Raw genomic sequence first — 19,744 nt, 5'->3', positions numbered from 1 at the left:
CGTTAGGGTTTCGACAAGCTCATTTTGACGAGTACTTAAATAGGAACATTTACATAGCGATCCTAAGCTTCACAGCATTCTTATTTTATCATTTCGTAGCTACGTTTAATGAAGTTTGTAAGCTCTTTACCTTTTAGTAGACCTTGCGATAAACGAGCTAAATCTAAACTCTGATTAATTAAACGTTCTTGTTTGTCTTTAGCTTCTGTGTTTAATATTTCTCCAACTAAGTTTGAGTTTGTGTTAACCACCAAGTTGTACATTTCTGGCATATTGCCAAACATGTTCATGCCGCCTCCGCCTGTAGCTTGCATTTCTTTCATACGACGCATAAATTCTGGTTGCGTGATAGTAAATGGCGACTCCGAGCTGTCCATAGCTTCTAATTGTACGGTGAATTTTTCAGAAGGAATCACTTCTTTTAACAACTCATCTAAAGTTTTCGTTTGATCTTCATCTAATTTAGAGATGGTATTTTCATCTTTCTTAATTAGATTATTGATATGATCGCCATCAACGCGAGCAAACGTAATGTTCTCTTTTGTACCTTCTAATTTCTGAATTAAGTGTGAAATGATAGGTGAGTCTAACAATAATACTTCGTAATCTTTAGCTTTAGCCGATTCGATGTAACTGTGTTGTGCATCTTTATCTGAAGCGTAAAGAATGACTAACTTACCATCTTTATCAGTTTGATTGGCTTTAATTTTATTGAAAAGCTCTTCGTAAGTGTAGAATTTACCATCAACTGTTGGGTATAAAGCAAAGGCTTCAGCTTTTTCGAAGAATTTCTCTTCAGAAAGCATACCGTATTCAATGACGATTTTAATATCATTCCATTTCGCTTCAAAATCTTCACGATTAGCATTGAAAAGAGACTTTAACTTATCGGCAACTTTTCTCGTGATGTAAGATGAAATCTTTTTAACAGCACCATCGGCTTGTAAATATGAACGCGATACGTTTAACGGAATGTCTGGCGAATCGATAACACCACGTAACATAGTTAAAAATTCTGGAACAATACCTTCAACATTATCCGTCACAAAAACTTGGTTTTGGTACAGTTGAATTTTGTCCTTTTGCATTTGCATATCGTTCGATAATTTAGGGAAGTATAAAATCCCTGTTAAGTTGAACGGGTAATCAACATTTAAGTGAATGTTGAATAAAGGCTCCTCGAATTGCATCGGGTATAATTCACGGTAAAAACCAGTGTAATCTTCTTCTTTTAAATCTGCCGGCTGCTTTGTCCAAGCTGGATTCGGGTTGTTTATAATGTTGTCAACTGTAATTTTTCTGTGAGGTTCGGTAGTTTCTTTACCGTCTTCACCTTTTACAGTTTGTGGTTCGTGCTCAGGATCATTAATTTCCTTAGTTCCAAATTTAATTGGCACTGGCATGAACTTGTTATATTTTAAAAGTAACTCGCTAATTTTACTGTCTTCTAAAAACTCAGTTGAGTCTTCAGCGATATGAAGAATGATTTCAGTACCTCTATCTGTTTTATCCGCAGGTTCTAAAGTGAATTCTGGCGATCCGTCGCAAGACCAATGTGCTGCAGGCTCATCTTTGAAAGATTTGGTGATGATTTCAACTTTTTCAGCCACCATAAAAGCAGAGTAGAAACCTAATCCAAAATGACCAATAATTCCAGAATCTTTAGCTGAATCTTTGTATTTGTCTAGAAACTCTTCAGCTCCAGAAAAAGCCACTTGGTTAATGTATTTTTCTACTTCTTTAGCAGTCATACCTAAACCTTGGTCTATAATGTGAAGTTTTTTACCTTCTTTATCAATTTTAACTTCAATTTTTGGATTGCCATATTCAACCTTAGCCTCACCAATATTGGTTAAGTGCTTTAATTTTAAAGTGGCATCTGTAGCATTACTAATCAGCTCACGTAAAAAGATTTCGTGATCGCTGTACAAGAATTTTTTAATGAGAGGAAAGATATTCTCTACCGATACATTAATGTTTCCTTTTGTCATGATAAATAGTTTTAATTTTTATGCCCTCGAAGGAGGGAATCTTTTAGATTATTTTATGTTCCCTTGAAAAAGGGAATCTAATTCATTTATAGTTTTTATTACTGTAACAGCAACAGACAACAAAAATGCCAATTGAAGAAATATGACAAACTGACACAATTTGAAAGGAAATATTAGACTAACGCTGCTATTATATTCGAGAATCATGGTATTATTTTGTATTTTGCTTAACGATATTAAGATTTTCGCTTACGCGGAAATGAAAACTTTGCGCAATATGTATAATTCTAAAATAATTGGTTTAGGAAAATATTTACCTGAAAATGTGGTAACTAATAACGATTTGTCAAAACTCATGGATACCAATGACGAATGGATTCAAGAGCGAACAGGTATAAAAGAACGGCGTTGGATTCCTGAAGGCAGCGAAGACACCTCGGCCGTCATGGGAGCTAAGGCCGCTAAAATAGCTATTGAACGTGCAGGCTTAACCAAAGACGATATCGATTTTATTGTGTTTGCAACGCTAAGTCCCGACTATTATTTTCCGGGCTGTGGCGTGCAAATTCAAGATATGTTAGATATGCCAACGGTGGGTGCTCTAGATGTTAGAAATCAATGTTCCGGATTTGTATATGCCATATCGGTTGCCGATCAATTTATTAAAACGGGCATGTATAAAAATGTGCTGGTTATTGGCGCAGAATATCATAGTAATGGTTTGGATAAAACCACACGCGGACGCGGCGTTTCAGTAATTTTTGGTGATGGTGCTGGCGCATGTGTGTTATCTCGAGAAGAGGATAATTCAAAAGGTATATTATCAACACATCTGCATAGTGAAGGTAAATACGCCGATAAACTTATTGTAGAATCACCAAGTATTGCGCATTGGGTACCTGAGATTTTAGATTCTGATGGCGAAGATATTTCATACTTCCCTTATATGGATGGTACCTTTGTGTTTAAACATGCCGTGGTACGATTTAGTGAAGTGATTATGGAAGGCTTGATTAAAAACGGTATGAATAAAGAGGACATCGATTTGCTTATTCCGCACCAAGCGAATTTGCGTATTGCGCAATTTATTCAAGGTAAATTTGGATTACGAGATGATCAAGTTTTTAATAACATTATGAAATATGGTAATACTACAGCCGCTTCTGTAATTATAGCACTTACCGAAGCCTGGGAAACTGGAAAAATTAAAGCAGGCGATAATGTAGTACTTGCTGCTTTTGGTAGTGGTTTTACATGGGCGAGTGCCATTATTAAATGGACTTAGTCCTATGCAATATAAAAGCCCGAACGTTACATTCGGGCTTCTGTAACTATTAATCAACTTCAATTAACACTTAAAGTGAAAAATCTTATTACTTAGACGTAGAAATTGATTATATATTTCATAACACGCTGATATTTAACGAATTTTAACATAAGAGAAAAGCTCGAAACGTATTTCGAGCTTTATTATACAAATCTTTTTTGACGAATTTTAATATGTGTAGATGACTAACTCTAATAATTATATTTGACTCGCTAGTTTAGATTGTATGTTTTGGTAACGTTTAAACGTCTGATTTATTGTAAAAAAACCGAAAAAAATGCATTAAATTATAGTTTTTCTGATTAACTACGATTAAAACTGTTTAAACGTAACTTTTAATAGAAATGAATTTTAAATAATGGAACCCGTTGTGCATTATGATTTAAAAGAAAAAAGTTGTTCATCTTACTGAAAATCAGTAAATTGATTTAACTACAAATCATTAATAATGAACAACTTGAGTGCAAATTACGAAAAGAATATTGGAAGTATTAAGAAAAATATCGAAAGAACAACTTTTAAGTTATCAAAGACGACAACCAAAGCTTAGTGATTTAGAACTTATCAGCTTGAGTCTTACTGCCGAATTTATGGGAATAGATAGTGAAAATGACCTTTTTAGAAAACTTCCAGATTCCCTATTATCAAAAATAGAGAGAAGTGTCTGCAATAGAAGAAGACGAAAACTAGTTAATAAGCTCAACAGTATCAGGTTAAGCTTAGCTTCCCATTTTAATGAATTTGAAGATTATTTTGTAGTAGATAGTATGCCTTTAGAAGTTTGTAAATTATCACGCAGTTCTCGTTCAAAGATTTGTAAAGAAAACACTTATGCATTTCCAGATAAAGGTTATTGTGCAGCTCAAAGTTCTAATTATTACGGTTATAAACTGCACGCTGTTTGTTCTGTAAATGGTGTCTTTCAAAGTATCGATTTGAGTCCAGCATCTGTACACGATATTAATTATCTTAAAGATATTAAGATGCAAATAAGCGATTGTACATTAATTGGTGATAAAGGCTATTTATCAACAGAAATACAGCTTAACTTGTTTGAAACCTGTAATATAACGCTAAATACACCTATGAGAAGCAATCAAAAAAATTACAAAGTACAGCCTTATGTATTTAGAAAAAAGAGGAAAAGGATAGAAACATTATTTTCACAACTTTGTGACCAATTTATGATAAGACGCAATTATGCTAAAACTTTTGAAGGTTTTAAAACAAGAATCGTAGCTAAGATAACTGCTTTAACAACTATTCAGTATATCAATAAGTTTATTTTTGGGAGAAACATTAATAATATTAAAATTAACATTATTTAAAATGCACAACGGGTTAATGGATAAAAAAACACTTGTAATTGGGGCTTCCTTAAAATCGAACCGGTATTCATACTTGGCTTTGCAGCGTTTGTCAGCCAAGTCTGTTGAGGTTGTAGCTTTTGGATTAAAAAAAGGAGTGGTTTCGGGTGTAGAAATTGATACGCAGTTAGTTCCGTATAAAAATATACACACCGTGACTTTGTATTTAAATCCAAACAGACAAAAACCGTTTTACGATTACATCATGTCATTAAAACCAAAACGCGTCATTTTTAACCCCGGAACAGAAAATCTAGAGTTTTATACATTACTTCATGATGCGGGTATTTCATACGAAGTTGCCTGTACTTTGGTCTTGCTTTCTACGAATCAATATTAATCCTAAGAAAGTTAGCAAACCATTAACTATAAGAATCTCAAATCCAATTTGGTAACCGTTTAGAAGTTCCATAGAATAGGCATTTATAAAATAAGATACGATTGGTGCGATTAATGCCACTATCCAAACATAACGGTCTTTAAGTTGCGTTTTGGTAAAAATACCAAGTGCAAATAAACCTAATAAAGGTCCGTAAGTGTATCCTGCTGCTTTAAACAATTCCCAAATTACAGAAACGTCTTTAAAAATAGCATCAAATAAAACAATAACAAGCACCAAAATAAAACTGATTAGGATGTGTGTACGTTTTCTTATGCGTTTCTGAACTTTCTTTGGTTTTTTATCTAATTCAATAATGTCTATACAAAAGGAAGTTGTTAGCGAGGTTAAAGCAGAATCGGCGCTAGAGTAAGCTGCTGCTATTAAGCCTAAAAGGAAGAACGAGGAGGTAAGGATGCCTATTTCAGGAAGCATAGCAATGGTTGGGAACAAGTCATCCTTTTTGGCGGTTATACCATTTTGATTCGCATATTGGGTAAGTAGTAATCCTAAAACTAAAAAAAGGATATTCACAAAAATTAAAATGACACTAAAGGAAATCATGTTTTTTTGAGCCTCTTTTAGGTTTTTGCAGGTTAGATTTTTTTGCATCATGTCTTGGTCTAGCCCAGTCATAGTTATGGTGATAAACATGCCTGCTACAAAACTTTTAATAAAATATTGGGCGTCGTTAGGATTGTCTAAAAAGAGTGTTTTACTCATAGGACTTGTTGAAACTTGGCTATGGATTTCCGAAATGCTATTTAAATCCAAGGCATGGGCTAGAAATACGATAGTGACCACTACCGAAATAAGCATGAAAAGCGTTTGCAGGGTGTCTGTAAATATGATGGTTTTTATACCGCCTTTAAAGGTGTATAACCATATTAAAGCAATGGTAATCATGACGGTTATTGTAAAAGGGATGCCATACTGGTCAAACACCAATAACTGCAATACTTTAGCAACCAAAAACAAGCGAAAGGAAGCACCAACAACTCGAGAAATTAAAAAAGCTACAGCGCCCGTTTTATAGCTTATGCGTCCGAAACGATCTCTTAAATAGGTGTAAATGGAGGTTAAATTGAGTTTGTAATAAATAGGAAGCAAAACATAGGCGATAACTAAATAACCAAAAAAGTAGCCAAATACCACTTGTAAATAACCAAATTGTTTCGTTTCTACGGCTCCAGGAACCGATATAAAAGTAACACCCGAAAGTGAGGCGCCAATCATGCCAAAAGCAACCAAATACCAAGGGGCCGATTTATTGGCTTTAAAAAAAGCATCATTGCTATCTTCTTTTCCTGTGAAGTAAGATATTAATATCAAAACAACAAAATAAGCAAGTATAAGTAGAAGAATTTGAGTAGGCGTCATCACTATTTATTTTGAGCCAAAGTACAAAAAAGCATCAGATTTTATTCTTTTTTGAGTTTGCTTTCAATTGTTTTAAAAAATGCTAAATTCGCAAACATGGAATTTTCATCTAAAATATTAGAGCGTGCTGTTAACGAAATGTCGCAGTTGCCTGGAATTGGTAAACGAACAGCCTTACGCTTGGTTTTGCACATGTTAAAGCAGCCCAAGGAGCAAACCACTGCTCTCGTGGAAGCTTTAAAAACCATGCGTGATGATATTAAATTCTGTAAATCTTGTCATAATATTAGTGATGTGGAACTTTGTGAAATTTGTTCAAATCCCATTAGGGATACCAGTTTAATTTGTGTTGTTGAAGATGTTCGTGATGTCATGGCTATCGAGAATACAAGCTCTTTTAAGGGGGTGTATCATGTTTTGGGTGGTAAAATATCGCCTATGGATGGTGTAGGGCCTCACGATTTAAATATTGAATCTTTAGTAAACAAAGTTAAACAGGGTGAAATAAAGGAATTGCTTTTTGCGTTAAGTTCAACGATGGAAGGCGACACCACAAATTTCTATATTTACAAGCAAATTCAAGATTATAACGTTTTTACTTCAACCATTGCAAGAGGAATTTCAGTAGGAGATGAATTGGAATATGCCGATGAGATTACCTTAAGCCGAAGTATTATTAATCGTGTGCCTTTTGAAAACTCATTAAAATCATAAAAAGTCACGTCAAATAAACCGACCAACCAAAACTATTAAAACGATTAAATTTGGAGTCTATAAAAACATATCGTTAAATAAGATAAACCACTTGTGAAACTCTCTGTTGTTATTCTAAATTATAATGTGCGCCACTTTTTGGAACTTTGTTTAAAAAGTGTACAGGCTGCCACAGTTGCTATAGATTCAGAAATTATTGTAGTAGATAATAATTCTGAGGATGATAGTTGCCAAATGGTGAAGACTTTATTTCCAGATGTTATCCTTATAGAAGAAAAAACAAACGGCGGCTTTTCTAAAGGAAATAATATAGGAGTAGCTCGGGCAAAAGGAGAATATCTATGCATTCTAAATCCGGACACCGTCGTTGCTGAAGATACGTTTTTAGAATTATTAGAATTTTCAGAAACAAAAGTAGACTTAGGTATTGTAGGTTGTAAACTAATAAATGGTTCGGGGTTTTTTCTTCCAGAAAGCAAGCGAAATATCCCCTACGTAAATGTGGCTTTAAAAAAGATTTGTGGTCATTCCAAAACCTATTATGCGAACCAAATAAGTAAGGAAGAAATTGGTGAAGTCGAAATACTTGTCGGCGCATTTATGTTTTTAAAACGAGAGGTTTACAATAAAGTAGGAGGTTTTGATGAGGATTACTTTATGTATGGCGAAGATATCGACTTGTCCTATAAAGTGCTTCAGGCGGGGTATAAAAATTATTACTTTGGAAAAACCTCGGTGATTCATTATAAAGGAGAAAGTACTTTACGAGATAAAAATTATGCACGTCGTTTTTTTGGTGCTATGCAAATATTTTATAAAAAGCACTTTAAATCTAATGCTATTTTCGATTTTGTAGTTTGGATAGGGATTAAGTTTTTCTATTTATTAAGAAAGGTGCCCAATGTTAGCAAGAAACAGATTCAGACCTATTATTTTGTGTCTAAAACCAGAAATTTATCATTAGAAAAGATTCTAGATCGCCCTGTTCTTTTGAAAAGTGATTTAAAAACTGTTGAAACGGAGGTAGAGGTTATTTTTGATGGAAATTTTTTAAGTTTTAAAGAAATCATTCAATTCATAGAATCTTCATTTTCTCAAAATAAAGTCCTAACTTATAAGATACTGCCAAATAATTCAGAGTTTATTATAGGAAGTGATAACGGATTGGCAAGAGGAGAGATTATAAGTTTAAAGTAGTTTTTATTGCAAATAGTTTAAAGAAATTAATGTGTTTTCAGTAATTTTGCAACTGGAAATTAAAAATACACTATTACGTTATTGATATGGCAAAGTTCGAGCTTAAGTTACCAAAAATGGGGGAAAGTGTTGCAGAGGCAACAATAACATCTTGGTTGAAAGAGGTTGGAGACTCTATTGAAATGGACGATCCGGTTTTAGAAATCGCAACAGATAAAGTGGATAGTGAGGTGCCAAGTGAGGTTGATGGTGTTATTGTAGAGCGCTTTTTTGATGTGGATGATGTGGTACAAGTAGGTCAGGTTTTAGCGGTAATAGAAACGGAAGGCGATTCTGCTTCAGACCAAAATACAAAAGAAGACGATGCCCCTGTTGAAATTACAGAAGACCAAGAAAAAGCAGTTGAAGAAATCACACAACAGATTACTAATGTTCAGGAGTCTGTAAACCCTATAGTTTCTAGTGATAATAAATTCTATTCACCTTTAGTTAGAAATATTGCTAAGGCTGAAAATATTTCACAATCAGAGTTAGATGCTATTGTGGGTACTGGAAATGAAGGGCGCGTTACTAAAAATGATATTCTAGATTATATAAAAAATAGGACAAATAAACCAGTTGAAGAAAAACCTGTGGTTGATGCATCTGTAACCATCCAAACTAAGCCTGTTGCTAAAGCAACTCCTGTTGCAGTACCTGTTATTTCTAGCGGTGAAGATGAGATTATTGAAATGACTAGAATGGGGAAACTGATAGCTAACCACATGACCGACTCGCTTCAAACGTCTGCCCATGTGCAAAGTTTTATCGAGGCCGATGTGACTAATGTTTGGAATTGGAGAAAGAAAGTTAAAGATAATTTCATGAAGCAAGAAGGTGAAAATTTAACCTTTACACCAATTTTCATGGAAGTTATAGCTAAAGCACTTCGCGATTATCCCATGATGAATATTTCTGTAAAAGGAGATACCATAATAAAAAAGAAAAATATAAATTTAGGAATGGCAGCAGCCTTACCAGATGGGAATCTTATTGTGCCTGTTATAAAAAATGCCGATCAGCTTAACCTAGTGGGTATGACTAAACAGGTTAACGATTTGGCAAAGCGTGCTAGAGAAAACAAACTGAAGCCAGACGAAATTCAAGATGGCACCTATACAATTACTAATGTTGGATCTTTTGGAAGTATTATGGGAACGCCAATTATAAATCAACCACAAGTTGGAATTTTAGCTCTTGGTGCTATTCGAAAAGTACCGGCAGTTATAGAGACTCCAGAAGGCGATTTTATTGGGATTCGTTATAAAATGTTCTTGTCGCATTCTTACGATCATCGTGTCGTAAACGGAGCATTAGGAGGTATGTTTGTTAAAGCTGTTAAAGATTATCTTGAAGCTTGGGATGTTAATAGAGTAATCTAATCTTAATAAGAATTAGTAATTTAATAGATAAAAAACCAGGGAAGTGAATTCTCTGGTTTTTTTACAAACCACGGGTTTTGAACGTAAGTTCATTATATTTGCTGAAAATTTTAAAAATGCCACGGCCTAAGAAAAAGAGAAAAATTAATTATCCTCCTAAAATGTTAGGGTTTAAGCCATTTGGTATTCGGTTTTGTGATTCCGAGCCTGTACTAATACAGTATGAAGAATATGAGGCTGTTAAGTTGGTTGTTTACGATGGGTTATCACAAGATGTCGCGGCCGAAAAGATGGAAGTGTCAAGGCCTACACTTACTAGAATTTATAATAGTGCTTTAAAAAAAATCGGGCAAGCATTTGTTGAAGGGAAATCAATACTTATTAAAGGGGGGATTTTGAGTTTGAAGAAGCTTGGCATAAATGTAGCAAATGTTTTAAGGTAATTGCTAGTATGGACGATAATATTAAATGTGATGATTGTTTAACAGTTGATTCACAGGGGATAGTGAGTTTAAAATAAATGAATCAACTTATTCTATTGTTTAATAAATAAAATTAGGTTGCCATGAAAATAACTGTACCCATTACTAGTAATAATGAAGTTGTTGAGTGTTTTAGAGGCTCAAAGCTTTATGAAGTTTATGTTTTCTTAAAGACAAAAAGAGGTGTTAGATAAAAGTCGCGTTTACTTAGTCGCATTCCAAATGCTATAAAAAAACATAAGCCTAAATTTTTAACGCATGCTTCATGCTTCAGTTTTTTAGGGCCTTTAGTTGTGGGGTTAAAGGTTAGTTGGAGTTAAATTGAAAATCTTTATAAGGTAGAAATGTCAAATTTTTCTCCAAGGAGAAAAAGTTCTTAACGAACGTCTTAAATAAAATTTTATGACAAATAATGTAATTATTGAAAATCAATACAAAAGGACGAGTTTATTTAAAAAAGATAACGTGAATTATTTAGTTCATGTTTTAAAAAGGTTCAATACGGTACCAAAATTAAATAACATTAATATTATTACGTCCAATACTCAGCCAGATGTATTTAAGATTGTGCCAAATAAATCAATTATTATTGGGGCTTTATATTTAAAAAACCCTGTATTGGCCTTGGTTTATTTGAGATATGGTGTAGAGTGGCAGTTGTGGTATAAGGCTTTGGGTGAAAAAAAGGATAATATTGCGCTATGCGATACTGCAGCATTTGAGGTAACTCGTGTTTTTTATCAATTATTACCTGAATTAGATAAGGAAAAATTAAAGCCGCTTAGTAATGTTTTAATTGAATTAGTGAAAAAAGGAAGCGGGGTAGCTCCCGAAACCTTGCTAGCTAATACAGAGTTACAGGCTTTTCATGGTGTTGAAAATAACTCTAAATTGTTTAAGGAGTCATGGAAGCCTGTTGTTGAGAATTTGGCAAAACCTACAGAGTATTTACTTATGTCGGGTGGAGATCATAGATTGAATATTGATGAGGTGGCACTTTTAAATAAATATGGTTGCCGACCATTTCCAAGACCTGATGCCTTCACTTTCGCTTCCTCTACAGCAACAAGTGTGTCCAATTTCGCTTTTGATAAAACAGATAAGGTTAGAAGTATATTGATAAAAAATTGCTTGAAAAACGGATTTGAAAATACAACAATAGATTTTTCGGAATTATTAAAAACGAATCTTAAAAAGATATTTAAAATAAATGAAGCTTGTGAAATTATTTTTTCACCTTCAGGTACCGATTCCTCCCTTCAAATTGCAGCCATAGCTCAGATAGTCACCAATAAAGAAATAACTCATATTCTAGTAGCGTCTGATGAAACTGGTAGTGGCGTTTCAACAGCGCTAAATGGGTGTCATTTTGAGAATACTTCGGCTTTAAATTATACCGTTAAAAAAGGAGATAAAATTAAAGGCTTTCAGGATGTTGACGTAGTAAAAATTCCTTTTAGAGATGCTCATGGAAAATTAAAATCAACAGATCAATTGGATGATGAGGTTTTTAAGGCTATAACCAAAACTATCGAATTAGGAAGATTTGCGGTGCTTCACGTTATGGATCATTCAAAGTTAGGCTATCAGTCTCCTAGTGAGAGTATGATGTATGAACTAAATAAATTTGAAAGCTCCTCTTTACAAGTTATTGTAGATGCCGCTCAATTAAGATTGGATGCCGCTGATATTCAAGATTACTTGAAAAAGGGATATATCATATCTATTACAGGAAGTAAATATTTTACAGGACCTCCGTATTCAGGAGCATTGATTCTGCCCGAAACGGTCAATGCATTAATTCATGCTTCTGAAAAATCCTTGCCAGTAGGGTTGTCTCAATATTATAATCACTCCGATTTCCCTAAATCATGGTCTTGCTCTAAAGTTCTGTCAGACGGATTTAACTATGGTTCTTATATGCGTTGGAATGCCGCCATTGTAGAAATGGATAGGTACTACAAAACACCAATCTTGTATCGAAACATTGGGATTGAGATGTTCTGTAATTTTGTTGAAGAATCTATAAGTGAAGCTGCTTTTTTAGTACCGCTTTATGCTGAAGACATGAAAACAAATAATTTTAATGGTAATGAGTTTGGGATAAGAAGCATTCGAACTATTTTTCCTTTTTTTATTCTTAAAAATAATGAAGTTTTAACTGTAGATCAAGTTAAAAAGCTATACCTATTACTGAACTCAGATTTATCAAATGAATTTGAAGGAGCTCCTCTGGAAGTTGTCAGACTTGCAGCTTTAAAGTGTCATATCGGTCAAGCGGTTAATGTGAAGTATGAAAATAACCAACAAAGTGCCGTTCTGAGAATTAGTTTAGGAGCACGCGTAATATCTGAGAGTTGGGTAAATAGAGATATAAGTCTTTATTTTAGAAACATAGAGGCGCAAATGAATCAAATAACTGTAATTATTAAAAAAATCAAGTTAATTCTTAATACCCCAGATTTGTTAGGTTAAACAATAAAATCAATTTTATGTCCCTTTGATTTGTTTTAAAGGAAACCAAAAAAAGCTTTTTGGTTTCCTTTAAGGCTATTCTGTAGATTCTATTTATATTTGATTTTTTAAAACAACATGAATGGAACTCGACCTTAAAAAACCTATTTGTTTTTTCGACTTAGAAACTACCGGAATCAATATCACATCTGATCGTATTGTTGAAATTTCAATATTGAAAGTATTTCCAAACGGAAATAAGGAAAGTAAGACTTGGTTGGTAAATCCTGAAAGACCCATTCCGGCAGAAGTCACCGCTATTCATGGTATTTCGGATGAAAAAGTAGCTAATGAGCCTACTTTTAAAGCTTTATCAAAAGATATTTATAATATGATTAAGGATTCCGATTTAGGAGGCTTTAATTCTAATCGTTTCGATATTCCACTATTGGCGGAAGAAATGTTGCGTGCTGGTATCGATTTTGACATGAAAAACCGTTTAGCCATCGATGTGCAAACCATATTTCATAAAATGGAACAGCGTACATTAAGTGCTGCCTATAAGTTTTATTGCAATAAAGATTTAGAAGGAGCACATACCGCGGCAGCCGATACCAACGCGACTTACGAAGTGTTGAAAGCTCAGCTTTCTAAATATGACGAATTGGAAAATGACACTAAGTTTTTGGCAGAATTCAGTTCCAGAAAAAAGTTCGCCGATTTTGCAGGATTTATCGCTTTTAATAAAGATGGTGAAGAGTGTTTTTCTTTTGGAAAACATAAAGGTAAGTTGGTAACCGAAGTTTTAGAAAAGGAGCCAGGGTATTTTGGATGGTTATTAAATGCCGATTTTCCCTTGTATACCAAAAAAGTACTAACAGCCATAAAATTAAGGAGCTTTAACAATAAGTTGGGGTAGTGCCTAATTAACAATTTGCAATTATTAATAGATAACCAAGAATATTCAATAATCAATTAAAATAATCCGAGTGAAACTTATCTGCATCGGACGTAATTACGCCGAACACATTAAAGAGTTACATAATGAAAAGCCTAATGATCCGGTTATTTTTATAAAACCAGATACCGCAATTCTGCTTAAAAAACAGCCTTTTTTTATTCCAGACTTCTCTGATGACGTTCATTATGAGGTGGAGGTTTTGGTGAAAATAAACAGGGTAGGAAAGCATATCGATAAAAAATTTGCGCATAAATATTATAACGAAATAGGCTTGGGAATTGATTTTACAGCCCGGGATTTACAAAGTCAATTAAAAGAAAAAGGTTTGCCTTGGGAAAAGGCTAAATCTTTTGATGGGGCTGCAGTAGTAGGACGTTGGATTCCAAAATCGGAATTTCCAAATGTTAATGATATTGCGTTTTCTTTAAAAAAGAACGAAAATATTGTTCAAAATGGAAATACTAGCCGTATGCTTTGGGAAATCGATGAAATCATAGAATATGTCTCTAAATATTTTACATTAAAGATAGGAGATATTATATTTACGGGTACCCCAGCAGGCGTAGGTAAAGTTTACGCAAATGATAAGTTAATAGGATCCTTAGAAGACAACGAAATGTTTTCAATAACAGTAAAGTAAATGGAGCAATATTACAAATTATTTAGGGTACGAGAATTGGCAGACAATGATGAAGATTTTGTAGCTGATTTGGCAGGTGCCTTTTTAGGTGAAGTGCCAGAGGATGCCGAAAGATTGAAAATCGCTGTTTCTAATAAAGATTATTACAATGCCTATCAGGCAGCTCATAAAATGAAGCCTACAGTCGATTTATTTGAATTAGGTGTTTTAGAAACGCTTATCGAAGTTCAAGATTGGGGTAAGTTTGAGAAAAAAGATCAAGATATTACAGAACAATTAAATATTGTTTTAACTGCAGTCGATAACGCTGTAGCTGAAATAAAGGCAGATTTTAATTTATAAATTCATACATGATTGCAGAAATAATAACCATAGGTGACGAACTTCTTATAGGTCAGGTTATCGATACAAATTCTGCTTTTATTGCCAAGCAACTTAATAAAATAGGGGTTTCGGTATATCAAATTACTTCTATTCAAGATGATAAGAGTCATATATTAAAAGCTCTTGAGGATGCTGAAAACAGAGTCGATATTGTTATTCTTACAGGAGGATTAGGACCAACTAAAGACGATATCACAAAAAAAACCATAGCAGAATACTTTAATGATGCTTTGGTTTTAAACACGTCTGTGTTAGAAAATATAAAATCTATTTGGCAACAACATATTAAAACACGATTGCTTCAAGTTAATAAAGACCAGGCTTTAGTGCCATCAACTTCTAAGGTTTTAATGAACACATTGGGCACTGCGCCAGGGATGTTAATAGAAAAGGGAGACAAAGTTTTTATTTCCCTTCCTGGAGTTCCTTATGAAATGGAGTCCCTTATTGAGCATGAGGTGATTCCTTGTTTGAAACGTAAATACAATTGTCCTTATATACTTCATAAAACGTTACTAGTATATGGTTTAGGCGAAAGTGCTTTAGCCGAACGTATTGAGTCATGGGAAGATGCATTACCATCGCATATAAAGTTAGCTTACCTGCCCAGTTTGGGTTTAATGCGATTACGGTTATCCACCAAAGGTTTCGATGAAAAGGTGCTTATTAAAGATGTTCAAAGTCAAATAGATGCTGTAATACCGCTTATACAAGAAGAATATGCTGGCATAGAAGATGAAGAGGGCTCGGTAGAGATCATAATAGCGAAGCAGCTCACCAAACTAGGTGAAACCTTAGCAATAGCTGAAAGCTGTACTGGAGGAGCTGTTGCCGAGAGGTTTACAGTAAATCCTGGTGCTTCAGCTTACTTTAAAGGCGGGTTAGTTACCTACTCAACGCAATCAAAAATTAATGTGTTAAAGGTTTCTGAAGAAGAAGTTAATACACATTCTGTTGTAAGTAAACAGGTTGCAGAAAGTATGGCGAGAAATGCACGCGAATTATTTCAGTCGGATTACGCGATTGCAACAACGGGCAATGCAGGTCCTAAAAAAGGCGATTCAGAGGCAGAAGTTGGTACTGTTTTTATTGCTGTAGCGACTCAAAATGCCGTTTATTCTCAGGAATTTAACTTTGGAAATTTGCGAATTAAGGTCATAAATAAGGCGGTAAATAAGGCCTTAGAAATGCTTTTAAAAGAAATTTTTAAAAATTGATTAAGTTTCTGTTGTTAGAATATAAATTAGTTGTATATTTGCACCTCGATTTTAAGCAACAAAGAAATTAAAGTTATATAGAAATGTCAAGAGTTTGTGAACTAACAGGAAAGAAGGCGATGGTTGGAAACAACGTGTCTCATGCATTAAACAGAACTAAACGCAAGTTCAATGCGAATTTACTAAAGAAACGTTTTTACATTCCAGAAGAAGACAGCTGGATAACTTTAAAGGTTTCTGCGTCTGCTTTAAAAACCATTAATAAAGTTGGTATATCTGCAGCGATTAAAGATGCGAAATCTAAAGGATTTTTAAAATAATAGCTGTATTTAAAAGTAAAAAGACATGGCAAAGAAAGGCAACAGAATACAAGTAATTTTAGAGTGCACAGAGCACAAAGAGTCTGGACAACCAGGAACTTCTAGATATATTACTACGAAAAACAAAAAGAACACGCCAGATAGAATGCAGATTAAAAAATTTAATCCTATTCTTAAGCGTATGACAGTTCATAAAGAAATTAAATAATTAGACATTTTTACATTGTTAAAAATGCCAAATAAAACCAAATAGGTCATGGCAAAGAAATCAGTAGCATCATTACAAACAGGATCTAAAAGATTAACAAAAGCAATAAAAATGGTGAAGTCTCCAAAAACAGGAGCTTACATGTTTGTTGAATCTATTATGAGTCCAGAAGAAGTTAACGACTTTTTAGCTAAAAACTAAAACGTAGCGTTTCAAGATATTATAAGCTGCTTTCTTTACGAAAGCAGCTTTTTTATTTTTATATTTGAAATGATTTTCGATATTTTCTGACATATTAGCAGTTTGTTTAAAATGGTTAGGAAATTGACAAGAATACAATAGGTAACAAAACATGAATGATAAACTTAGTTTTCTGTTACCATATATGTTTAAACAACCAACCGCAAAGCCATATGAGTTTTTTTAAAAAAATATTTTCCTCAGAAAAAAAAGAAACCCTAGATAAAGGATTAGAAAAGTCTAAATCTAGTTTTTTTGATAAATTAGGTAAAGCTGTAGCTGGGAAATCTAAAGTTGATGATGATGTTTTAGATAACCTTGAAGAAGTTTTAGTTTCTAGTGATGTAGGTGTAAATACAACCCTTAAAATTATTGAGCGTATCGAAGAACGTGTAGCTCAAGATAAATATTTGGGCACCGATGAGCTTAATAAAATATTGCGTGAAGAAATTGCTGGACTTCTAAGTGAAACTAACTCGGGAGAAGACACAGAGTACACCATTCCTAATCTTCCTAAACAACCGAATGGGGCAAAAACACCTTACGTTTTAATGGTTGTTGGTGTTAATGGTGTTGGAAAAACCACAACAATAGGTAAGCTAGCCTACCAGTTTAAGAAACAAGGTCTAAAAGTTGTTTTAGGAGCCGCCGATACTTTTAGAGCCGCTGCCATAGACCAACTTCAAGTTTGGGCCGATCGTGTTGATGTGCCTATGGTACGTCAAGATATGGGAAGCGATCCTGCTTCTGTGGCTTTTGATGCCCTAAAATCTGGCGTTAATCAAGATGCTGATGTTATTATTATAGATACCGCTGGTCGTTTGCATAATAAAGTAAACTTAATGAACGAGTTGTCTAAAGTAAAACGTGTGATGCAAAAGGTGATTGGCGATGCACCTCACGATGTATTATTGGTTTTAGACGGCTCTACAGGGCAAAACGCTTTCGAGCAAGCTAAGCAATTTACAGCGGCTACCGAAGTGACGTCATTAGCAGTAACCAAACTAGATGGTACTGCCAAAGGGGGTGTGGTTATTGGTATTTCAGATCAATTCCAAATTCCAGTTAAATATATCGGAGTAGGCGAGGGTATTGAAGATTTACAAGTTTTCAATAAATTTGAATTCGTCGATTCTTTTTTTAAATAAAATCAAGCCTGTGAATTTAGGAGTCTCTTCAATTCTAGCTATTAATTTCTTTTAGAATTTTTACATTTTTAAGTTATAGGCACTACGCTTTATGCGATATGCCTGAACTTTTTGGAGTTTAGCCTGGATACTAAATAGTTCTAACTTTTTGTGTCTTTGCATCTCTGAGACTCTATAAATTTGGCGCTTTGTATTCCATTTCCTAAATCATTCCGTATCTCAAAAGCCTTGAAAATAGCTATCATCAAGTCTTTATATTTCCAGAGTCAACTTTCATTATTAGAAGTGAAATAAATAAATAGGGTAGAAAATATACATTTCCTTTTTTATAAAGGGGAAACTTAAACGTAACAGTTTCCCTCCTAAAAAGGAGGGATTAAGGGAGGTGTTTTGTTCAGAAGTAACTAAATTAGAACTAAACTTCTAAAGCTTTGATAAAGTCTGATATTCAAAACTTAAAATCCTAAATCATTCCGTATCTTTGCCCCCTCATTTATTCAAGTTATGCGTACAAAAACTCTAAAGAAAAATAAAATAAACGTGGTTACTCTAGGTTGTAGCAAAAACGTTTACGACAGTGAAGTCCTAATGGGGCAATTAAAAGCTAGCGGTAAAGATGTTGTGCATGAAGAAGAAGGCAACGTTGTTGTGATTAACACCTGTGGTTTTATAAATAATGCCAAGGAGGAAAGTGTGAACACTATTTTAGAGTACATGCAAAAGAAAGAGGATGGTGAAGTCGATAAGGTTTTTGTTACTGGCTGTTTAAGTGAGCGTTATAAGCCAGATTTACAGAAGGAAATTCCTAATGTCGATCAGTATTTTGGGACAACCGAATTACCAGGACTATTAAAAGCTTTGGGAGCCGACTATAAGCATGAGTTGATTGGAGAACGTTTAACGACAACACCTAAAAATTATGCCTATTTAAAAATTGCTGAGGGTTGCGATAGACCATGTTCGTTCTGTGCCATTCCTATTATGCGCGGTAAGCATAAAAGTACGCCTATTGAAGACTTGGTTACTGAAGCTGAAAAATTGGCTGCAAACGGCGTTAAAGAATTAATTTTAATTGCTCAAGATTTAACCTATTACGGTTTAGATTTATATAAAAAACGTAACCTGGCCGAATTGTTAGAAGCCTTAGTAAAGGTTGATGGTATCGAATGGATTCGTTTGCATTACGCGTTTCCAACGGGATTCCCTATGGATGTATTAGATATTATGAACCGCGAACCAAAAGTTTGTAACTATTTAGATATTCCATTACAACATATTTCAGATGATATACTAAAGAGTATGCGCCGCGGAACGACTAAGGAAAAAACAACAAAGTTAATTCAAGAATTTCGTGCTAAAGTGCCTGAAATGACTATTAGAACGACATTGATTGTGGGGTATCCTGGTGAAACTGAAGCGAATTTCCAAGAACTAAAACAGTGGGTTAGCGATATGCGTTTTGAGCGTTTAGGCTGTTTCACTTATAGTCATGAAGAGAATACACATGCCTATAATTTGGAAGATGATGTTCCTGAAGAAGTAAAAATTGATCGCGCCAATCAAATCATGGAAATTCAATCTCAAATTTCATGGGAATTAAACCAACAAAAAATAGGGCAGGAGTTTAAAGTGGTTATCGATAGAAAAGAAGGAAACTATTTTGTTGGACGTACCGAGTTTGATTCGCCTGATGTAGATAACGAAGTTTTAATAGATGCTACTAAAACCTATTTAAAAACAGGTGAGTTTGCTATGGTAAAAATTATTGAAGCAGAGGATTTCGATTTATACGGTGAGGTAATTTCTTAGTAAATGCTTATGCGCTGTCATGCAGAAGGAGGTACGACTGAAGCATCTTATTTCTGGAAGTTTACAAGGTCTTCGAGCGGAGTCGCGAAGTTTTTGTTTAATGGA

18 protein-coding genes and 1 pseudogene are annotated in these 19,744 nt (G+C 34.2%); 17 read left to right on the top strand and 2 right to left on the bottom strand.

The genetic code is table 11. The annotated features are described in order from the left end of the window. Positions 1-80 precede the first annotated feature (80 nt). A complete protein-coding gene (gene htpG / locus C1A40_RS01725) occupies positions 81-1,991 on the bottom strand; it encodes a molecular chaperone HtpG (protein ID WP_102994382.1) in 1,911 nt (636 codons plus the stop codon). Between the two features lie 277 nt (positions 1,992-2,268). Between htpG and C1A40_RS01720 the strand changes: the two genes are divergently transcribed. From C1A40_RS01720 to C1A40_RS01710, 3 genes and pseudogenes are all read left to right on the top strand, one after another. Further along, a complete protein-coding gene (locus tag C1A40_RS01720) occupies positions 2,269-3,276 on the top strand; it encodes a 3-oxoacyl-ACP synthase III family protein (protein ID WP_102997110.1) in 1,008 nt (335 codons plus the stop codon). Positions 3,277-3,766: 490 nt separating this feature from the next. Continuing rightward, a pseudogene (locus tag C1A40_RS01715) lies at positions 3,767-4,646 on the top strand (IS982 family transposase). 16 nt (positions 4,647-4,662) lie between these two features. Further along, the gene (locus C1A40_RS01710) at positions 4,663-5,025 is read left to right on the top strand and encodes a CoA-binding protein (protein WP_102997109.1); all 363 of its coding nucleotides are present in this window, start codon (positions 4,663-4,665) and stop codon (positions 5,023-5,025) included. Here the strand turns inward: C1A40_RS01710 and C1A40_RS01705 are convergent. Next, positions 4,975-6,444, bottom strand: a complete 1,470-nt coding sequence (locus tag C1A40_RS01705; protein WP_102994381.1) for a sodium:solute symporter — start codon at positions 6,442-6,444, stop codon at positions 4,975-4,977. The genes C1A40_RS01710 and C1A40_RS01705 overlap by 51 nt on opposite strands. A gap of 96 nt (positions 6,445-6,540) precedes the next feature. On the opposite strand from C1A40_RS01705, the gene recR reads away from it, so the two are divergent. From recR to rimO, 14 genes are all read left to right on the top strand, one after another. Continuing rightward, entirely contained in the window at positions 6,541-7,158 is a 618-nt protein-coding gene (recR, locus tag C1A40_RS01700; RefSeq protein ID WP_102997108.1) for a recombination mediator RecR, read from the top strand. A 93-nt stretch (positions 7,159-7,251) separates the two neighbouring features. After that, positions 7,252-8,355: a glycosyltransferase family 2 protein gene (locus C1A40_RS01695; RefSeq protein WP_102994380.1), complete on the top strand. Its 1,104-nt coding sequence runs from the start codon at positions 7,252-7,254 to the stop codon at positions 8,353-8,355. Between the two features lie 86 nt (positions 8,356-8,441). Further along, a complete protein-coding gene (locus tag C1A40_RS01690; protein ID WP_102994379.1) occupies positions 8,442-9,776 on the top strand; it encodes a dihydrolipoamide acetyltransferase family protein in 1,335 nt (444 codons plus the stop codon). Between the two features lie 116 nt (positions 9,777-9,892). After that, positions 9,893-10,219: a DUF134 domain-containing protein gene (locus C1A40_RS01685; protein ID WP_102994378.1), complete on the top strand. Its 327-nt coding sequence runs from the start codon at positions 9,893-9,895 to the stop codon at positions 10,217-10,219. Positions 10,220-10,660: 441 nt separating this feature from the next. Further along, entirely contained in the window at positions 10,661-12,733 is a 2,073-nt protein-coding gene (locus tag C1A40_RS01680; protein WP_102994377.1) for a hypothetical protein, read from the top strand. 121 nt (positions 12,734-12,854) lie between these two features. Further along, the gene (locus C1A40_RS01675; protein WP_102994376.1) at positions 12,855-13,631 is read left to right on the top strand and encodes a 3'-5' exonuclease; all 777 of its coding nucleotides are present in this window, start codon (positions 12,855-12,857) and stop codon (positions 13,629-13,631) included. A 70-nt stretch (positions 13,632-13,701) separates the two neighbouring features. Further along, entirely contained in the window at positions 13,702-14,313 is a 612-nt protein-coding gene (locus C1A40_RS01670; protein ID WP_102994375.1) for a fumarylacetoacetate hydrolase family protein, read from the top strand. Beyond that, positions 14,314-14,655, top strand: coding sequence for an Hpt domain-containing protein (locus C1A40_RS01665; RefSeq protein WP_102994374.1), 342 nt, complete (start codon positions 14,314-14,316; stop codon positions 14,653-14,655). 8 nt (positions 14,656-14,663) lie between these two features. Next, positions 14,664-15,914 (top strand): competence/damage-inducible protein A, encoded by a 1,251-nt coding sequence (locus C1A40_RS01660; protein WP_102994373.1) that lies wholly within the window; start codon positions 14,664-14,666, stop codon positions 15,912-15,914. 83 nt (positions 15,915-15,997) lie between these two features. Continuing rightward, positions 15,998-16,234, top strand: coding sequence for a 50S ribosomal protein L28 (gene rpmB, locus C1A40_RS01655; protein ID WP_067148698.1), 237 nt, complete (start codon positions 15,998-16,000; stop codon positions 16,232-16,234). Positions 16,235-16,259: 25 nt separating this feature from the next. Beyond that, complete coding sequence (rpmG, locus tag C1A40_RS01650; RefSeq protein WP_102994372.1) at positions 16,260-16,442, top strand: 50S ribosomal protein L33; 183 nt, start codon at positions 16,260-16,262, stop codon at positions 16,440-16,442. 48 nt (positions 16,443-16,490) lie between these two features. Further along, a complete protein-coding gene (locus C1A40_RS01645; RefSeq protein ID WP_067148695.1) occupies positions 16,491-16,643 on the top strand; it encodes a DUF4295 domain-containing protein in 153 nt (50 codons plus the stop codon). Positions 16,644-16,855: 212 nt separating this feature from the next. Beyond that, the gene (gene ftsY / locus C1A40_RS01640) at positions 16,856-17,830 is read left to right on the top strand and encodes a signal recognition particle-docking protein FtsY (protein ID WP_102994371.1); all 975 of its coding nucleotides are present in this window, start codon (positions 16,856-16,858) and stop codon (positions 17,828-17,830) included. Positions 17,831-18,334: 504 nt separating this feature from the next. After that, positions 18,335-19,639: a 30S ribosomal protein S12 methylthiotransferase RimO gene (rimO, locus tag C1A40_RS01635; RefSeq protein ID WP_102994370.1), complete on the top strand. Its 1,305-nt coding sequence runs from the start codon at positions 18,335-18,337 to the stop codon at positions 19,637-19,639. The last annotated feature ends 105 nt before the right edge of the window (positions 19,640-19,744 follow it).

Origin of the sequence: Tamlana carrageenivorans, from assembly GCF_002893765.1 — a bacterium.
In the GTDB taxonomy this organism is placed as follows: domain Bacteria; phylum Bacteroidota; class Bacteroidia; order Flavobacteriales; family Flavobacteriaceae; genus Pseudotamlana; species Pseudotamlana carrageenivorans.
This window is presented reverse-complemented; position numbering and strand designations above follow the sequence as displayed.

What these genes read in the sequence shown, in the direction of transcription:
- rpmG (WP_102994372.1), top strand. Translation starts at nt 16,260, where the DNA reads ATGGCAAAGAAAGGCAACAGAATACAAGTAATTTTAGAGTGCACAGAG.
- C1A40_RS01690 (WP_102994379.1), top strand. Translation starts at nt 8,442, where the DNA reads ATGGCAAAGTTCGAGCTTAAGTTACCAAAAATGGGGGAAAGTGTTGCA.
- recR (WP_102997108.1), top strand. Translation starts at nt 6,541, where the DNA reads ATGGAATTTTCATCTAAAATATTAGAGCGTGCTGTTAACGAAATGTCG.
- C1A40_RS01660 (WP_102994373.1), top strand. Translation starts at nt 14,664, where the DNA reads ATGATTGCAGAAATAATAACCATAGGTGACGAACTTCTTATAGGTCAG.
- C1A40_RS01710 (WP_102997109.1), top strand. Translation starts at nt 4,663, where the DNA reads ATGGATAAAAAAACACTTGTAATTGGGGCTTCCTTAAAATCGAACCGG.
- C1A40_RS01645 (WP_067148695.1), top strand. Translation starts at nt 16,491, where the DNA reads ATGGCAAAGAAATCAGTAGCATCATTACAAACAGGATCTAAAAGATTA.
- rpmB (WP_067148698.1), top strand. Translation starts at nt 15,998, where the DNA reads ATGTCAAGAGTTTGTGAACTAACAGGAAAGAAGGCGATGGTTGGAAAC.
- C1A40_RS01705 (WP_102994381.1), bottom strand. Translation starts at nt 6,444, where the DNA reads ATGACGCCTACTCAAATTCTTCTACTTATACTTGCTTATTTTGTTGTT.
- C1A40_RS01685 (WP_102994378.1), top strand. Translation starts at nt 9,893, where the DNA reads ATGCCACGGCCTAAGAAAAAGAGAAAAATTAATTATCCTCCTAAAATG.
- C1A40_RS01665 (WP_102994374.1), top strand. Translation starts at nt 14,314, where the DNA reads ATGGAGCAATATTACAAATTATTTAGGGTACGAGAATTGGCAGACAAT.
- C1A40_RS01720 (WP_102997110.1), top strand. Translation starts at nt 2,269, where the DNA reads ATGTATAATTCTAAAATAATTGGTTTAGGAAAATATTTACCTGAAAAT.
- rimO (WP_102994370.1), top strand. Translation starts at nt 18,335, where the DNA reads ATGCGTACAAAAACTCTAAAGAAAAATAAAATAAACGTGGTTACTCTA.
- C1A40_RS01680 (WP_102994377.1), top strand. Translation starts at nt 10,661, where the DNA reads ATGACAAATAATGTAATTATTGAAAATCAATACAAAAGGACGAGTTTA.
- ftsY (WP_102994371.1), top strand. Translation starts at nt 16,856, where the DNA reads ATGAGTTTTTTTAAAAAAATATTTTCCTCAGAAAAAAAAGAAACCCTA.
- C1A40_RS01675 (WP_102994376.1), top strand. Translation starts at nt 12,855, where the DNA reads ATGGAACTCGACCTTAAAAAACCTATTTGTTTTTTCGACTTAGAAACT.
- htpG (WP_102994382.1), bottom strand. Translation starts at nt 1,991, where the DNA reads ATGACAAAAGGAAACATTAATGTATCGGTAGAGAATATCTTTCCTCTC.